Origin of the sequence: Brevibacillus sp. TJ4, from assembly GCF_044627595.2 — a bacterium.
GTDB lineage: Bacteria > Bacillota > Bacilli > Brevibacillales > Brevibacillaceae > Brevibacillus.
In genome coordinates this window covers 2,874,645-2,891,974 of record NZ_CP185865.1, presented here as the reverse complement: position 1 = coordinate 2,891,974, position 17,330 = coordinate 2,874,645, and the positions used below count along the sequence as shown (strand labels likewise).

Here is a 17,330-nt window from a genome sequence, read left to right as displayed (position 1 = left end):
TAAAAAAAGAGGTGATATCCATGAAATGGTTTTCCCACATCACGATCTCGAAAAAACTTGTCCTTATTTTTACCGTCATTTGTTTGGTCATGGCCTTGATTGGCTTTTTGGGAAACCAGACACTGGTAGGGGTGAACAAAGACCTGGAAGCGATGTACCAGCAGCGGTTCTTGCCAGTTATCCAACTGATGCAGGTCAACAAGGCGATCTCGGAGAACGCTGTGCTGCTCGTCAACGCCGCGACACTTCGGCAAGATTACGCGAAGCTGGAAGAGAGCGTCCTCGGCAATTTGCAGAACGCACAAGACAGTCTGAACGCATACGGGCAAACATCGCTAACACCTGAGGAGCGCAGTCTCGTCGATGCGCTTGACACTTTGCTGCAAGCGTATCAGTCAAGTATGAACGAAGCGCTGGCTCTGGTGAAAAACGGCGATGAGCAGGGACTGATGTTCAAGCTGAACGGCAGCGCTGCCTCGCAAAAAACAGCGATTGAGGAGAGAATTGCTGCACTCGTAGAACTGCAGGACGGGCAGTCGAAGGAGCTGTATCACAACGCATCTGTCCGCTTCGACCAGTCGCAGCTCTTTACGATTGTGCTGATCGCAGTAGGAATTCTCCTCTCCCTGATGTTTGGTTTCTTCCTGAGAAAAATGATCGCGCTGCCGATCCAGGAGGTGCAAAAGCGGCTCAACGACATTGCCAACGCCGGGGGAGATTTGACCCAGCGCCTGGAGATCAATTCGCGTGACGAAGTAGGGCAGTTGGCGACGGCATGCAATCGGATGCTGGAGACGATACAGGGAATTATGAAGGAAGTGTTGCACGACGCGCAGACGGTAGCGGAGACGGCGAGCATGCTGTTCCGGCAAGCCGAACAGACGAGTGTGGCAAGCAGCAACATTGCTTCCAGCGTGCAACAGATCGCTGTCGGTTCGGAATCGCAGGTGGAGAGTATTTCCGCTGCGTCGGCCAGCCTGACACAGATGGTATCCGGCATTCAGCAAATTTCTGCGAGCGCCCAGGAAGCGACGGCTACTGCCAACCTTTCACGCGAAACCGCGGAAAAAGGAAAAGAAATCGTAGAACAATCGATGACCAGCATTGAAGGCGTGTCCAACAACGTGCTGAAAGCATCGGAACTGATCCTCCATCTGAATCAGAGCGCCCAGACGATTGGAAGCGTCATCAAGGTGATCAGCGACATTGCCGCACAGACGAACCTGCTCTCGCTCAACGCGGGGATTGAAGCGGCCAGGGCGTCTGAGCACGGTCGCGGCTTTGCTGTCGTGGCAGAGGAAATCCGCAAGCTGTCCGACGAGACGAGATCGGCAGCCGAACAGATCACCAAGATGATCCAGCAGCTGCAGCAGGAGACGACCAGAGTCTCTTCGTTCATGCTGGCGGAAACGAAAAATGTGCAGGTCGGCCTGCAAGCAGCAGAAGAGGCGCGTGAAGCGTTCCAGCACATCCATGTCGCCATCGACAAGGTCACCTCGCAGGTTCACGAAGTATCGGCAGCTACTGTGCAGATGTCGGCAGGAGCAGAGGAAATTCTCCAGTCCGTCGATACGGTCATGCATGTGGCGACGACAGCTTCCGAGAGCGCGAAGCAGTCGCGTGAAGTGGCACAAGACGCAAATGTAGTCATGGAGCAAATGGTCGATTCCATCTCCACAATGACCCAAGTCTCCCAGCGACTGAAACGACTGGTCGGGCAATTTACGGTATAGCAAACAGCAAAACCATTCCTATCCGCGCGCCAATAGGAATGGTAGAATAACAGTGGATACGCATACTTACATTAAATGGCAAGCAGGTGAATCCAATCGTGAAACGACAAAAACCGCGTCGCGTCACGCTTCAGCAAGTAGCCGAGCACGCTGGCGTGTCTCGGGCTACAGCTTCGCTGATCGTGCGCGGCAGCACCAGTATTTCCGAGGCGACGCGCAAGAAGGTGCTGGAGTCGATGCGGGAGCTGGGCTATGTGTATGATCGGGTAGCGGCCAATTTGCGTTCGCAGCACTCCTCGACCGTAGGGCTGCTGATTACCGAGCTGGATAACCCGTTTTTCTCCGAATTGCTCGTAGGTGTGCATCAATCACTGGACAAGGACGGCTATTCGGTCATTCTCGGCACGACGTTTGATCTGATGGACAAGCAGGATGCCTTGCTGTCGACGATGCTGGAGTACAGGGTGGGCGGAGTCATCCTCAGTCCGGTGTCCAAAAGCACGCCGAAAGTGATCGAAGGGCTTCGCAAATGGGACATTCCCGTCGTCCTGGTGGCGAAGGATATACCGGGGGCGCATTGCGATTACGTCGGAATCGACAACGTGTCAGGCGGGAAGATGGCAGTGGAGCATCTGATTGGGCTGGGTCATACGCGCATTGCCTTTCTCGGCGGACCTGCCGACTCGACCGCCTGGAAGGACCGGAACCGCGGGTATCAGCTTGCCCACCAGGAAGCGGGGATTGCCTTCGACACGTCGCTGTGGGTCGAGGGGCCGGCTACGACGCAGGGAGGGGTAGAGGCGCTGCGCAAAATCCTTACCAGCCCGAATCCGCCGACAGCGGCTTTTTGCTACAATGACGTCGTTTCGTTCGGCGTGATGCACGGGTTGAAGGAAGCAGGGCTGGTACCCGGCAAGGACCTTGCCATCGTCGGCTTTGACAACATCAAAGAAGCGGCAATTTACAATCCGAGCCTGACCACGATTGCAGCGACGCCACAACTGGTCGGAGCGCATGCCGCCGATCTTTTGCACCAGCGGATCAAGGGGCTGGATGAGCCGCCCAAGCGCATTATTTTGCAGCCGGAGCTGGTCGTGCGCGAATCATGCTCTCCCGATGCGGGCTGAGCGTGTGCTGCTGACAAAAAAGACTCCCTCATGTCCCTTGCGAAAGGTGGAACGCACCACGATTCGCCAGGGTAAGGGAGTCTTTTTTCTTGTTTGCCGGGAATTTGGTCAATACAGCTCCCAGGCCAGCTTGATCGATTCGACGATCTGTTCGGCTACCGTATCCGGGTCCGATTGGCTCGTGGAAACTTGCGAGTGATTGATCGAGTACGCGCTTTTGCGGCTCATAAACAGCTCTTCGATTTCAGCGAGCGATTTGTTTTGCAGGACAGGACGGCTGTCGATGATGAGCGGAATCCGCTCCTTCCACGACTCCCACGACAAGTCGAGGAAAAACACGATGCAGTGGGACAGGCACACCTTGCGTACCTCTTCCTGCAAGTACGCGCCGCCGCCTAGCGAAATGATTTTCAGACGGGTGTTGGTACAAAGCGAGACGATCAGCTCCCGCTCCATTTTTCGAAAAGCGGGTTCGCCCATTTCCTGAAAAATCTGGGGTACCGGCATATTGTGCTGTCTTTCAATTTCCTGGTCAATATCGATGAAGTCGCGATACAGCTTCTTGGCCACAAGCTGTCCGATCGTCGTTTTGCCTGCGCCCATAAAGCCGATAAAGGCGATATTTTTTTCGCGAATCGGAATATCCGTATGATCTGTCATTGGCAAACTCTCTTTCTATCCACATTGTCATGTCGGCAGTCGCTACATGCGTTCCTGGGTCTATTATGATGTGCGCAAGCAGCGTGTGTCAATTCCTATTGGAGTGCTGGAGATTCACGTTCTGTCTTTGTTCGCTGCAACTGCCTGTTCAGCTCCTAGCAGACGATGGTAGACTGTAGGCTAAGAGGTCCACAATTCGCCTTATTCGCAAAAGCAATGGTTGGGGGGATCATCATGGAGTGGCAGCAGCTTGAGTATTTTCAGGCATTAGCCAAGCATCAAAACTTTACGAAGGCAGCAGATGAGCTGGCACTTACCCAATCGGCGCTCAGCCGCTCGATTGCCAAGCTCGAGGAAGAACTGGGGGTGCCCTTGTTCGACCGCAAAGTACGCGGGGTGAAGCTGAACCGGTACGGCGAGATTCTCCTGCCGCATGTGAACCGGGCCCTTCAGGAAATCACCATGGCCAAGCAGGAGATCAGCGACCTGGACGATCCGTATCACGGCAGCATCTCGCTCGCCTTCATCCATACGCTCGGCTCCAGCTTTGTGCCCGATTTGATCGGTGAATTTCGCGAGCAGTACCCCGGTATCCAGTTTCAACTGACACAAGACTCCACCCGCAAAATTATGAATCTGCTGGAAGTGGGCGAGATCGACCTTGGCTTTTGTACCCCGAACGAGCAGATGAGGCAAAAGTATATCGAGATGGTGCCGGCAATCGACGAAGAGCTGTTTCTGATCGTGCCCAAAAAGCATCGCCTGGCCGAACGCAAGGAAGTGGAGCTGCGCGAGATCGCCGACGAGCCGTTTGTCCTCTACAAACAGGAGAGCGGGATTCGGGAAGTGATCGTAAACCTCTGCCAGGAAGCGGGATTTACGCCGAATGTTTCGTTTGAAGGGGTGGGAGACGCAACGATTGCAGGCTTCGTAGGAGCGAATTTCGGGGTGGCGCTGATCCCTTATATTCCCGGACTTGATCTGGAAAAAATCTCGCTTCTTTCAGTGTCAAAGCCGCGCTGCCGAAGACAGATTCAAATGGTGTGGCGATCCGATCGCTACATGTCGCCCGCCGTCAGCAATTTCAAGCGATTTATCGAACTAGGCAGAAAAAGCACATAATTAGGAATTCTTAAAACTCATGGAAACCATGAGTTTTATTCATTTTATTAATACATAAAACCCCGCTATACTGTGAGCAAGAAGTACAAAGAAGTGAAGAGAGGTGGGGAACACGATGGGCAGAAGTGCTCTGGACGCCTATTCCAACGGAGCAGTCTGGTGGGATACGCAAATTAGCGGCATTCAAAAAAATGAAATTATCATTCGCGGCTATCCCATCGAAGAGCTGATCGGGACGCTGTCCTACAGCCAGATGTTGTACCTGCTCTTGTGCGGAGAGGTATTGAGCGACAAAAAAGCGCGATTGCTTGAAAGCGTTTTAGTAGCAGGTGCGGATCACGGTCCGCGAGCTCCGTCGATTGCTGCAGCGAGAATGGCGGCTACCTGCGGGATTTCCTTTAATTCATGCGTCGCAACAGGGATCAATGTCCTGGGCGACATTCACGGCGGTGCGGCAGAGAAGGCGATGAAGCTGTTCTATCAGACAAATACCCTGCTTGCAGCCGATCCGAACAAGTCGCTATCCGAAGTGGTGGCACAGCAGCTCGACCTGTTGCAGCAAAGCGGCGAAAAACTCGCCGGTATCGGTCACCAGCTTCACGATGACGATCCCCGGATCAAAAGGCTGTACGCTCTCGCCGAAGCGCTCGTCGAAGAAGGCGAAATTTCCGGCACGTACCTGCGGATGGCGGAAGAATTCCGAAGCCAGTTGGCCGAACGGAAAAAACGCAAGCTGACGATGAACATCGATGGAGTTGCGGCTGCGATCCAGTGCGAGCTGGCGATTCCAGCCGAAGCAGCGAAAGGAGTTTTCGCCCTGTCCCGGGGGATGGGAATCGTCGCCCACGCATTTGAAGAATTGCAAAACCAGGTATTGATCAAAGGTCCATGCCCGAACCGGGATGACTTGGTTCGCTACTCCGGTCCGGCACTGCGCCATCTCGATCCTGCGGATAGAGAGTAAGAGAGGCTTCATACCAGGGAGCGGATAACACCAGATACAGAGAAACCAGGTGGTGAGTGGAGCAAGTGTTGGAACTTTTATTGAAAAAACCGTTTGAGATCGAATTGCGCGAATGCGCATCCCTGCCCAGCCCTTGCGGCGACGAGGTCAAAATTGAACTGGTTTACGGCGGGATATGCGGCACAGACCTGAGCGTTTTCAAAGGAGCTGTCCAGTACGCGACCTATCCGGTTCGGCCGGGACATGAAGTCGTGGGGGTGATCGTCGAGGCGGGAACAGAAGCCTTGTATCCGCCTGGCACGCGAGTCGTCGTCTTGCCCAATTCGTTTTGCGGAACGTGTGTAAAGTGCCGGATGGGCAAAACGAACATCTGCCTGCACAAGAAATCGATGGGCATCAATACGGACGGAGGCTTTTCCGAAGAGATCGTCGTTTCGTCCCGGTTCGTACTGCCGATTCCGGACGATTTGCCGGATGAAAAAGCGGTCCTGATCGAACCGCTCGCCGTCATCGTACACGCCTTCCAGAAAGTAAAGCTGGGCAAAGGCACTTCGGTCGCGATCATCGGCTGCGGCAACGAAGGCAAGCTGGCAGTCCTGCTGGCGAGCTTCCTCGGCGCTGATGTGACGGCCGTGGACATCAACCCGGCAAAGCTGGAAGTGGTCCGGCAAATGGGGCACAAGGTTCGCACCGTATTGCCTGAAGAGCTGCAAGGAGAGACATTCGATGTGGTCATCGAAGCTGCCGGTACCAAATCGTCGATCGAAAGCGGGATACAACTGGTCACACCGGGAGGATCGATGGTGCTGGTCGGGATTACCCAGGAAGCGACGTTTCCGGTAGCGCATGTGGTACGCAGCGAGCTTACCCTCTACGGATCGATCATTTATTCGTTTCCCGACGACTTTTTGAAAACGATTGAATATTTGCGCAACGAGCATTTTGCCGTCGAGCCCGTCATCTCCAAGATCATGCCGCTCTCCTCATTCAAACAGGCATATGAAAGCGCTTTTTCTGGCGATTATGGAAAAATCATTCTTGATTTTAGGAGGTAGCCTTGCTTATGAAAAAAGAACTGATCTCTCACCAGTTGGTCAAGTATCTGGAGGACCGGGGAGTCGAGCACCTCTTTGGTCTGTGCGGACATACCAACATCGCGGTCCTGACCGCACTGGAGAACAGCAGCATCAAATTCGTCAATACGCGTCACGAGCAGATTGCAGCCCATATCGCCGACGGGTATGCGCGAGCGAAAAAGCAGACTGCCGTCGTACTCAGCCATCTCGGTCCGGGACTTACGAATGCAGCGACAGGGGTAGCGAATGCAGCGCTCGACTCGATCCCGATGGTCGTCATCGCCGGCGACGTGCCGAGCCACTACTACGGGAAGCATCCGCATCAGGAAGTCAACCTGCACGCAGATGCCTCGCAGTACGAGATCTACCGTCCGTTTGTGAAACGCGCATGGCGGGTCGATCGCCCGGATCTCTTCCCGCAAATTTTGGAAAAGGCATTTCAGTTGGCGGAAACGGGGCGCCCGGGTCCGGTACTCGTCTCCGTGCCGATGGACATTTTCTCGATGGAGATCGATGTAGAGCTGTTTGCCAGCGTCAAGCACCATACGAAACAATTGCACAAGCCATCGCTGGACCAGGATACCGCTGTGCGGATCGTGGAAAAGTTGATCGCAGCCAAGCAGCCGGTCCTGTACGTCGGAGGAGGAATTCTGATCGCGGATGCTGCGGATGAACTGCGGGAGCTGGTCGACCATCTGAGCATTCCGGTCGCCCACAGCCTGATGGGCAAAGGGGCACTGCCGGACGATCATCCGTTCACGCTGGGCATGACCGGATTTTGGGGTACGAAATTTATCAATGACACAACCCGCAATGCCGATTTGATCCTGGCGCTCGGGACTCGTTTTGCCGAGGCCGATGCCAGCTCGTGGGAAAAGCAGTACACCTTTGACATTCCGAAGACGAAGCTCATTCACATCGACATCGATCCGAGTGAAATCGGCAGAAACTATCCGGTGGAAATCGGGGCGGTCGCTGATTTGAAGCAGGCTTTGAAGGTGCTCAACCGCGTGGCGAAGGTACTGTTGCCCGAGGGCAGACAAAACGAAGAGCAAAAACAGCAGATTGCCGCCAACCGCGCTGAATTCCAAAAGCTGAACCAGGAGCACATCCAGTCTGACGCCTTCCCGATGACTCCGCAGCGGATCTTGCAAGAGGTGCGGGAAGTCCTGCCGCGCGATGCGATCATCACGACGGATGTGGGCTGGAACAAAAACGGTGTAGGCCAGCAGTTCCCGATCTATGAGCCGGGTAGTGTGCTGACGCCGGGAGGATTGGCGACGATGGGTTTCGGCGCTCCGGCTGCACTCGGTGCCAAGCTGGCACAGCCAAACCGCGTCGTGCTGTCCCTCGTCGGAGACGGAGGCTTCGGGCAAAATCCGGCAGTGCTGGCGACAGCAGCAGAGGAAAACATCCCGGTCATCTGGGTGATTATGAACAACTACGCGTTCGGGACGATTGCCGGATTGCAGAAAGCGCATTTTGGCACGACCCTGGGCACGCTGTTCAAACGCGACGGACAGCCATACTCGCCCGATTACGCAGCAATCGCCCGCGCCTATGGCATCGACGGCGTGAAGATCGAGTCGGCAGCAGCGTTCAAAGAAGTGCTGGAGACGGCAATCAAAGCCAACAAACCGTTTGTTATCGACGTCCAAATGCAGAATATTCCGACTCCTACCGCGGGTCACTGGAACATCATGGACATTTATTCTCCGGACAAACATGTCCATCACGTAGCGGTAGACGCATAAATAGAGGCAGAAGCCAGGGAGGTTTGCACACATGGGAGAGGTTAAAGTGAGAGCCACTGAATTGACAGAGGAGCAAAAACAAGAGCTTGATCTCGCTTTTGAGCGGGCGAGAAAAGCGCTGGCGATTATCGAAACGTACGACCAGGAGCGGGTCGATCGCTTGTGCCAGGCAGTAGCGTGGGCTGTAGCCAATAAAAAGACGTTTGCCCGTCTGGTCAACATGGGGATCGAAGAGAGCGGACTGGGCGATCCGGTCAGCCGCATGAACAAACGCTTCAAGATTCGCGGTGTCCTGCGGGATGCACTGCGCCAGAAGAGCGTGGGTATCATCGAGGAAATTCCGGAAAAAGGGATCGTCAAATACGCCAAACCGGCGGGTATCATCGCTTCGATCGTTCCGACCACCAACCCGGACCTGACGCCGGCAGGCACAGCGATCTACGCGATCAAGGCGCGCGATGTCGTCATCTTCTCGCCGCATCCGCGCTCGAAGAAGACTTCCTTTGAAACCGTCCGCCTGATGCGCGAGGCGCTGGAGCGGGAAGGCGCGCCGGCAGACATTTTGCAGTGCCTGACCAATGTCAACATTCCGATGACCAAGGCGTTGATGGAGAGAGCGGACCTGGCTCTCGCTACCGGCGGCAAGGACATGGTGAAGAGCGCGTACAGCTCGGGAACGCCAGCTTATGGTGTTGGCGCGGGCAACGCCACGATGATTATCGATGAGACGGCAGACACTGCGGACGCAGCTCGCAACACGATGCTCAGCAAAACTTCCGACTTCGGCTCTGGCTGCTCGGCGGACGGCAATCTGATCATCAGCGACAAAATTTACGACGAGATGCTGGACCAGCTGCAAAAGGTTGGCGGCTACCTGGCCAACGAAGAAGAAAAAGCGAAACTGCGCGCAGTAATGTGGGATGAGAATGGACGCCGCCTGCCTACGACCGTAGCCCTCGCGCCGCAAAAGCTGGCGGAGATTGCCGGGTTCTCCATTCCCGAAGACCGCAAGTTTATCATCGTCAAAGGCGATGGCATCGGCAAAGAGCATCCATTCTCCGGCGAGAAGCTGACCACGCTGCTGGCAGTGTACAAATACGAGGGAGAATTTGAAAATGCCCTGGACATGATGCGCGCCATTTACGAAGTCGGCGGAAAAGGCCACTCCTGCGGCATCTACTCCTTCGACGACGATCACATCCATCGTCTGGCCCTGGCTGCACCGGTCAGCCGGATCATGGTTCGCCAGCCGCAATCCAAGGCAAACGCGGGCGCATTCAACAACGGAATGCCGATGACGTCCAGTTTGGGCTGCGGAACGTGGGGCGGAAATATCGTATCGGAGAACGTGCACCTGAAACATTACATGAACACCACCTGGGTCTCCCGTCCGATTCCCGAAGACAAACCATCTGATGAAGAGCTGTTCGGTGAGTTTTACGACCCGGCGCTGGAGGCGTAACCGATATCTGAACGCTTGACCACATGAATGGAGGGAACAACGAGTGACCAGACAATTTTCGCTCGCCTATCTGACCGTGTTGGGCTGCCCGCCGGATGAGATGATTGAGATCGCAGCGCGCGCCGGATATGATTTCGTCAGCTTGCGTCCAATTTACATGGGGCTTCCTGGCGAACCGAACTACTCGCTGTCAGACAATCCCGAGCTGATGAAAAAGACGAAAAAGGCGCTGTCCGATACGGGGCTCGGGCTGCTCGACATCGAGCTGGCGAGAATTTACGACGGTGTCGATCCGAAGCAATACCTTCCGGCGATGGAGGCAGCAGCCGAGCTGGGCGGACGCCATGTGTTGAGCAGCATCTGGACGGACGATCGTTCCTTCGCCATCGAGCGCTTCGCCGAATTGTGCGATTTGGCGAAACCGCTCGGGCTCACCGTAGAGCTGGAATTCGTACCGATCGCAAGCGTCTCCACACTCGCCGGCGTGCTCGACGTGTTGAACGCTGTCCAGCGCGACAATGCCGGTCTGATGATCGACATTCACCATTTCCACCGCTCAGGCGACAAGGTAGAGGATCTGGATGCAGTCCCGCGCGAGTGGTTCCGCTTCCTGCATCTCTGCGACGCTCCGGGGAAAATTCCGGATTCCCGCGAGGAAATGACGCGGATCTTGCGCGAGGCGCGCCTGTATGTCGGCGAAGGCGGGATCGATATTGCCGCAATCGTCAATCGCATGCCGTCGATCCCCTGCTCGATTGAACTGCCGCACACCGAGCGCTCCCGGGAACTCGGTTTTGCCGAGCACGCCCGCCGCTGCCTGCAATCGGCGAAGGAGTATTTTGCAACATACGTCGATAACCAGACAGGTGTACAACGCAAAACGAGAGAAAAGAATTTGGCCTAGGAGTTGGTAGCGATGAAAAAGTTTTTGATGCTGCACGGTATTAACCACAATATGTTCGGAAAACGCGACCCACAGCAATACGGCACCGTTACCCTGGAGCAGATCAACGAGCGCCTGCACGCATTGGCGAGCGAGCTGGGGGTAGAAGTCGAGTGCTTCCAGACCAACCATGAGGGCGAGATGTGCGAGCGCATCCACCAGGCATTTTTGGACGGCGTTGATGGCGTGATCATCAACGCCGGGGCCTGGACCCATTACAGCTACGGGCTGCGCGATGCACTCGCGATCCTCACCGTTCCGATTATCGAAGTACACATGTCCAACATCCACGCCAGGGAGTCGTTCCGACACCAATCGGTCTTCGCGGAAATCGCCAAAGGGCAAATTTGCGGCTTTGGCGTAGACAGCTATTTGCTCGGACTGCGGGCTGCCGTTTCTGCTAGTCAATGAAACTCTATCGATAAAAAAGATATTAGAAGTGAAAGAATGAGAACTTTCGTATATAATTCATTTCATTAAAAATTTTAAAATTTATAAAAAATAGAGAGCAGGGGGAAATGATCATGCTTCGACAGTCACTCGTTTCTGTAATCGCTTTCAGCATGCTGTTGTTGGCCGGGTGCGGCTCGCAGAGCGGCTCATCGGGAAATGCCCAAGGAGGAGCGCAAGGAGCCAATTATCCGACCAGTACCATTACCGGTGTCATCCAGTGGGGAGCAGGCGGAGGATTGGACACGATGTCCCGCAAAATCGGCCCGTTGGCTGAAAAACACCTGGATCAGTCTCTCGTTCTGACGAATAAACCAGGTGCGACCGGTGCCATCGCCGTCCAGTACGTCAACGACAAGAAAGCGGACGGCTACACGCTGCTGTTCGCCGCAGAAAACCCGGCCCTTTACGGAGTGTTGGGCATTTCCGACCTCGGATTCCAGGATTTTTACCCGGTCAACATTCTGGCCAGAGGAATCGCTACAGTGGTCGTCCCTGGAGATTCCCCCTATCAAACATTGGAAGATTTGCTGAAAGACGCTGAGGCCAACCCCGGCAAGGTGAAAATGGGATCGACCGGACCTGGTGGACTGCCGTTTACGGTGACGACGATGCTGGGTACCGTGACGAAGACCGAGTACAACATGGTTCCGTTTGACGGTGATGGTCCTGCCCTGACGGCTTTGCTCGGCGGACATCTGGATGCTTCGGTTTTGGCTCTCCCTGCTGCTATCGAAAATGCGAGAGCGGGTAAAGTACGCGTCCTCAGCGTCATCAATGACGAGCGCATCGAAGACCTGCAAGACGTTCCGGCTGTTACAGAACTGCTGCCGGAAATGGAAAAATTCCTCCCGTGGGGACCGTTCTACGGCATCTGGGTGAAAAATGACACGCCTGACGAAATCAAGCAATACTTGGTCGAGAAGTTCGCACTGGCCCAGCAAGACCCTGACTTTCAGGACTTCTTGAAACATTCCGGAGCTGTTTCGGTTGGACTTTCCGGTGAGGAAGCAGTGCAATACTGGAAAGATTGGCAATCGACGACCGCATGGCTGCTGCAAGATGCCGGAGCGGCAAAAGTAAGCCCGGCAGATTTGAATATTGAAAAAAAGAACTAGGGTGATGACATGGTAGCGGGTAGATTGATTTCCTCACTCCTCATACTGGTAAGCGTTGCCATTATCGTAATGGCCTACAACATTGACGAGCAGAGTGTGTTTGACCCTTCATCCGCTTCTTTTTTCCCGGCCCTGGTGGGAGTAATCATGTTGATCTGCGCGATTTTGATTGCGAAGAGAGGGAGCGAGTCTTCCTCTCCCGCAACAGAAGCGGCGATCAAGAAGCACAAGCAGGCTGAGGAAACAGATGAAGAGATGGAAGATTTGTACGAAAAAGAGGATATTACGCAAAAGCAGGTCAACATTCGCCTGCTCGTGTTTACAGGCATTGTCATCCTCTTCGCTGTGCTGATGAATTACTTCAACTTTATGTTTCTGTCCTTTGTGTTTCTCTTTGGAGCCATGCTTTTGCTCAACAGGCAAAGGATTATCAGAAGTTTTATCATTTCCGCGATTTTATCAGTAGGGTTCTACTATATCTTCGTCCACGTCTTCCATGTTGTGTTTCCTTCGTAAGGAGAGGATAAGATGCTAGATCAGATTCTTGTGCCTTTTTTGGATATTGAACTGTTCATCCTGATCGCCCTCGGTACCCTGTTTGGCGTACTGAAGGGACTTTTGCCCGGCTTGTCCGTGACGATGGCGGTTACCTTGCTCGTATCCTTGACGTACACCTGGGATACGGTTGCCGCGATCGTCACGATGATTGCCGTCTATTTCGGCGGTGTTTACGGTGGAGCGCGCTCCGCGATTCTGGTCAATATTCCCGGCTCTGCCTCATCGCTGGCTGCTACCTTTGACGGCTACCCCCTGACCAAAAGAGGGGAAGCGGGGATCGCGATCGGCATCTCGACGATTTACGCAGCGATCGGGGGAGTGATCGGGCTTGTGTTTCTCGGTCTGGCGGCTCCGTATTTGGGCGAGCTGGCCCTGGGCTTCGCCGCCCGCGACTATTTCCTGATCATGTTTTTAGGCTTGTTGCTCGTCGGAGGATTGAGCGAGGGGTCTATGCCAAAAGCGATTTTCGTAGCCGGTGTCGGCGTGACGCTGGGAATGGTCGGCATGGATGCGCTGACAGGCGTTGAGCGATTCACGTTTGGCAACCTGGAGTTGAAGAGCGGGATTAACTACATCGCCTGCATGCTCGGTTTGTTCGGCCTGTCCGAAGTGCTGATCCAATTGCACAATCTGGGCAAAACCAAAGTGAATGTTGTGATCGGAAAATTGCTTCCTCCGCTGATCTACCTGATCAAATTTTTGCCGCTGACGATTCGTACCGCGATTATCGGTGTTGTAGTAGGAATTCTGCCGGGTGCAGGAGGAGAAATCTCCTCTTTGATCGCGTATGACCATGCCAAAAAGACAGTGAAAAATCCGACCCGTCCGTTCGGTAAAGGCGCCTATGAAGGACTCGTCGCGCCAGAAGTTGCGATCATGTCGACCAATGGCGGCGCAATGATCCCGATGCTCACCCTGGGAATTCCCGGAGATGCCGTCACCGCCGTACTGATCGGTGCGATGACGATTCACGGCCTCAAGCCGGGTCCGATGCTGATGCTGGAATCGCCTGATATTTTCTGGATCATCCTCGGAGCGGCTGCCGCTTCCCTGCTGTTTATCGTCATTTGGGGCGTATCCGCGGTTTCCTTCTTCGCCAAGGTCATCCTGATTCCCAAACACATCCTGATGCCGATCATCATTTTCTTTACGGTCATCGGTGCGTACGGAATCAATAACAGCGTCGTGGACGTCTACTGGATGATTGCGTTTGGGGTCATTGGTTATTTAATGAAATTGTACAAGTTTCCGACGGGGCCGATGGTGCTGGGGATTATTCTCGGACCGCAGATGGACAGCAACCTGCGCCGGGCAATTATATCGGAAGAAGGAAGCATCCTCGGCTTTTTGGGCAGTTTGTTTGCCCACCCGATCAGCTTGATTCTGACCATCGTCATTCTGTTGACCATCCTGTCGCAAACGTCGGTCTTCAAAAAGCTGAAGCAACAAATTTTCAAAAAGCCGGCAGATAACAATCACGCTGGATAAATAATCAGATAGCCAATCGAGCTTATCCCCTCTCATTTTGATGGGGGGTTCTTTTTTTCCCGCATCGGCAGGGGACGAAAAAAAGGAGGGAATGGAAGTGAAGCAGATCACGATAGACGGTTTGCACCGTTCATGCTCGAAACTGGTTTTGGGGACATCGGGACTGTCTCGTGACGAGGCAGCAGCTTTCGAGATGCTGGATGTGTTTGTCGAGCTGGGGGGCAATACGCTGGATACCGCCCATCTGTACAACCAGGGCTGCAGCGAGCGCATCATCGGGAAGTGGATGCAGGCGCGTAACAACCGGGACAACATCGTCATCATGGACAAGGGCGGTCATCACCTTGTGCGTGAGGACGGCACCCACGATCCTTCCGTCAACCGGGTGAACCCGGAGGCGATCACGCAGGACATGCTGGAGAGCATGGAAAGACTGCAGGTGGAGACTATCGATCTGTACGTGCTGCATCGTGACAATCCCGACATGCCAGTCGCCGATTTGATGGACATGCTGCAAGCCCATATCGAAGCAGGGCGCATCATCAGGGCCGGCGTCTCCAACTGGTCGTACGAGAGGATCGACGCCGCCAACCGGTACGCCGACCAAAAAGGATACCATCGCTTGGCGATAAACAGCCCATCGTTCAGTTTGGCAAAAGCAAATGAACCGCGCTGGCCGGGAACCGTCTATATCGATTCGGAGTACGAGCGCTGGCACAGACACACGCAGATGCCACTTTTCTCCTGGGCTTCCCAGGCGAGCGGCTTTTTTACCGGGCGCTACTCACCCGTGGTCAGAACCAATCCCGACATGGTACGCGTCTATTACAGTGAGGCGAACTGGGAGCGCTACCGTCGGGCCAAGGCGGTCGCAGAGCGGGTCGGCGGTTCGTATACAGCGAATCACGTTGCGCTGGCTTACGTGCTCAACCAGCCGTTTCCCACTTGCGCCGTCATTGGCCCGCAAAATGTAGCGGAGCTGCGCGATTGTTTTCGCGCCGTTCATTTGCAAGTATCCGCAGAGGACTTGCGTTGGGTGAACCTTGAAGCGGAGAATTAAAATCCGGGATATTTGACGACCGGCCATTTTTCCTTGCGCAGTGCGTCGATCAATTCCGCTCCCACATCGAGGTTTTCGGCGACCAGATCTTCTGGGGTGAGCGCCATCCACTGGTTGAGCGAGACGTCCTCAAAGCGATCGCTTTTAAACATTTCGAGGAACCAGAGGCTTTTGTCGCCTGTATTTTGAATGTAATGTCCAAACGCGAACGGAACATAGCCGACGTCGCCTGCACTGTAGTCAAAGGTTCGGGCAATGCCGTTTCCGGCGAAGACAGTCATCCGTCCCTTGCCTGTAAGGTAGTATTGCCATTCGTCGTTGTTCGGGTGCCAATGCAACTCTCGCATCGCCCCCGGCTTGATTTCCACCAGTGCGGCCGCGATATTTTTGGCGATGGGAAAATTGCGCGAATCAGCGATCCGCACCGTGCCGCCCGGCGTTCGCTGCGGCTTTTGCGCGAGCAGACGATGGGTGTAGCTAAGCGGTACCTCGCCGTAAGGGTCGGCTACACGATCCTCTTCCAGCGGTCTAGGCACCTCTGCTTGAAAAATGTAGCGCTGATGATCCGGGATGTAGGCAAAGGCGCTCTCGGGGACCCCGAAGTTGGCGGAAAGCACCTCTCGTGGCGTATGTGCAAACCAGTCCGAGATCGATAGCGTGTTTAAGTCGGAGAATTTCCCGTCATCGAAGACGAGCAAAAACTCGCAGCCTTCATCAAGGCCTTGGATCGAGTGCGGAATGCCAGGGGGAAAGTACCACAAGTCGCCCACGCCGACATCGGCAATAAAGTTTCTGCCGTTTTGATCCACTGCGGTGATGCGGGCTCGCCCTACCAGCATGATCGACCATTCGGCTTGCTGATGCCAGTGCAGCTCGCGAACGCCGCCGGGAGCGAGCGCCATATTGACGCCAGCCATCGTTGTGGCGATCGGAAGCTGGCGCTGCGTGACTTCGCGCGACCAGCCGCCGTGGTTGAGCTGCATGTACGTATCGGAGAAGGAAAACCTGAGGTTGGGCAGCGTGCCGGCATCGGTTGCAGGAGGGACGAGCAAGTCGGGATTCTCGCGGTCGCGCGTGATATTGCGCGGACCTAGATCCCACCAACCGGTTCCATCGCCCCTGATTGGCTCAGGTACATCTCTGGAGTCTGCCGGATGGTTCGGGGGGTTTTTCATACAAGATGCTCCTTTCCATATTTCCTGGCAAAGAAAAAACTCGACGATACCACTGTATGTCGAGTTTTTTTGTTCAGTCTTGAATTTTTGTGCTACGAGTCCCACTTGCTTCGCGAGAGCGTATACATCGCCAGTTCAATCGATTTGCCCTTGTCTTGGTCGTATTCGTGCAGCATTCCTTCCTCTACAAAACGCAGCTTGTGCAAGACGCGTATAGAATTGATGTTTTCCGGCACTACTTTGGCCTCGATGCGATCGAGTCCCAATTCGTGGAAGCCGTACGTGAGCAAAGCGCTCAATGCTTCCGGGGTGTAGCCGTTGCCCCAGTAAGGATGGCCCAGGTCGTAGCCGATCTCCGCTCTTCCGTTTTCAAAATCCAGATAGTTGAAACCGCACGATCCGATGATCTCTCCAGTCGCTTTCAGACAAATCGTCATACGGCATGCCTGTTGTTCCTGGCTGAGCTTTTGCAGCAGGGAAATCATCTCTTCTGCTTGCGACAGTTCGGTAAACGTATCGATGTTCATGTGGCGAGCAACATTCGGATCAGACCAGAAGCCGAACAAGGCGGGGGCATCTTCTAGTTGGATCGGCCTTACGTGTAATCTTTCCGTTTCAAGATGTTTCATAACAGTAGAAA

General features: G+C 54.5%; 16 protein-coding genes. 13 read left to right on the top strand and 3 right to left on the bottom strand.

Features of this window, described 5'->3' with window-relative positions; genetic code table 11:
- Positions 1-20 precede the first annotated feature (20 nt).
- Both ACAF76_RS14260 and ACAF76_RS14255 read left to right on the top strand, forming a co-directional pair.
- On the top strand, positions 21-1,733 hold the full coding sequence (locus tag ACAF76_RS14260) for a methyl-accepting chemotaxis protein (RefSeq protein WP_400164177.1): 1,713 nt from the start codon (positions 21-23) through the stop codon (positions 1,731-1,733).
- A gap of 98 nt (positions 1,734-1,831) precedes the next feature.
- Positions 1,832-2,860, top strand: coding sequence for a LacI family DNA-binding transcriptional regulator (locus ACAF76_RS14255; RefSeq protein WP_400164176.1), 1,029 nt, complete (start codon positions 1,832-1,834; stop codon positions 2,858-2,860).
- Positions 2,861-2,968: 108 nt separating this feature from the next.
- Here ACAF76_RS14255 and ACAF76_RS14250 read toward each other — a convergent pair whose 3' ends face one another.
- A complete protein-coding gene (locus ACAF76_RS14250) occupies positions 2,969-3,520 on the bottom strand; it encodes a shikimate kinase (RefSeq protein WP_400164175.1) in 552 nt (183 codons plus the stop codon).
- A gap of 234 nt (positions 3,521-3,754) precedes the next feature.
- On the opposite strand from ACAF76_RS14250, the gene ACAF76_RS14245 reads away from it, so the two are divergent.
- From ACAF76_RS14245 to ACAF76_RS14195, 11 genes are all read left to right on the top strand, one after another.
- On the top strand, positions 3,755-4,642 hold the full coding sequence (locus tag ACAF76_RS14245) for a LysR family transcriptional regulator (protein WP_400164174.1): 888 nt from the start codon (positions 3,755-3,757) through the stop codon (positions 4,640-4,642).
- A gap of 115 nt (positions 4,643-4,757) precedes the next feature.
- Positions 4,758-5,606, top strand: coding sequence for a citryl-CoA lyase (locus ACAF76_RS14240; protein ID WP_400164173.1), 849 nt, complete (start codon positions 4,758-4,760; stop codon positions 5,604-5,606).
- A 65-nt stretch (positions 5,607-5,671) separates the two neighbouring features.
- On the top strand, positions 5,672-6,661 hold the full coding sequence (locus ACAF76_RS14235; RefSeq protein WP_400164172.1) for a zinc-binding dehydrogenase: 990 nt from the start codon (positions 5,672-5,674) through the stop codon (positions 6,659-6,661).
- Positions 6,662-6,669: 8 nt separating this feature from the next.
- Positions 6,670-8,436, top strand: coding sequence for a thiamine pyrophosphate-binding protein (locus ACAF76_RS14230; RefSeq protein WP_400164171.1), 1,767 nt, complete (start codon positions 6,670-6,672; stop codon positions 8,434-8,436).
- 31 nt (positions 8,437-8,467) lie between these two features.
- A complete protein-coding gene (locus ACAF76_RS14225; RefSeq protein WP_400164170.1) occupies positions 8,468-9,898 on the top strand; it encodes an aldehyde dehydrogenase family protein in 1,431 nt (476 codons plus the stop codon).
- 43 nt (positions 9,899-9,941) lie between these two features.
- Positions 9,942-10,802: a sugar phosphate isomerase/epimerase family protein gene (locus ACAF76_RS14220; protein WP_400164169.1), complete on the top strand. Its 861-nt coding sequence runs from the start codon at positions 9,942-9,944 to the stop codon at positions 10,800-10,802.
- 12 nt (positions 10,803-10,814) lie between these two features.
- Entirely contained in the window at positions 10,815-11,252 is a 438-nt protein-coding gene (aroQ, locus tag ACAF76_RS14215; RefSeq protein WP_400164168.1) for a type II 3-dehydroquinate dehydratase, read from the top strand.
- 113 nt (positions 11,253-11,365) lie between these two features.
- Entirely contained in the window at positions 11,366-12,409 is a 1,044-nt protein-coding gene (locus ACAF76_RS14210) for a Bug family tripartite tricarboxylate transporter substrate binding protein (RefSeq protein ID WP_400164167.1), read from the top strand.
- 9 nt (positions 12,410-12,418) lie between these two features.
- Complete coding sequence (locus ACAF76_RS14205) at positions 12,419-12,925, top strand: tripartite tricarboxylate transporter TctB family protein (protein WP_400164166.1); 507 nt, start codon at positions 12,419-12,421, stop codon at positions 12,923-12,925.
- 12 nt (positions 12,926-12,937) lie between these two features.
- Positions 12,938-14,455: a tripartite tricarboxylate transporter permease gene (locus tag ACAF76_RS14200; protein ID WP_400164165.1), complete on the top strand. Its 1,518-nt coding sequence runs from the start codon at positions 12,938-12,940 to the stop codon at positions 14,453-14,455.
- A gap of 91 nt (positions 14,456-14,546) precedes the next feature.
- Positions 14,547-15,515, top strand: coding sequence for an aldo/keto reductase (locus tag ACAF76_RS14195; RefSeq protein WP_400164164.1), 969 nt, complete (start codon positions 14,547-14,549; stop codon positions 15,513-15,515).
- On the opposite strand, the gene ACAF76_RS14190 is transcribed toward ACAF76_RS14195, so the two are convergent.
- Together ACAF76_RS14190 and ACAF76_RS14185 are read right to left on the bottom strand one after the other, a co-directional pair.
- A complete protein-coding gene (locus ACAF76_RS14190; protein WP_400164163.1) occupies positions 15,512-16,690 on the bottom strand; it encodes an oxalate decarboxylase family bicupin in 1,179 nt (392 codons plus the stop codon). The genes ACAF76_RS14195 and ACAF76_RS14190 overlap by 4 nt on opposite strands.
- A gap of 92 nt (positions 16,691-16,782) precedes the next feature.
- On the bottom strand, positions 16,783-17,319 hold the full coding sequence (locus ACAF76_RS14185) for a GNAT family N-acetyltransferase (protein WP_400164162.1): 537 nt from the start codon (positions 17,317-17,319) through the stop codon (positions 16,783-16,785).
- Between the last annotated feature and the right edge of the window lie 11 nt (positions 17,320-17,330).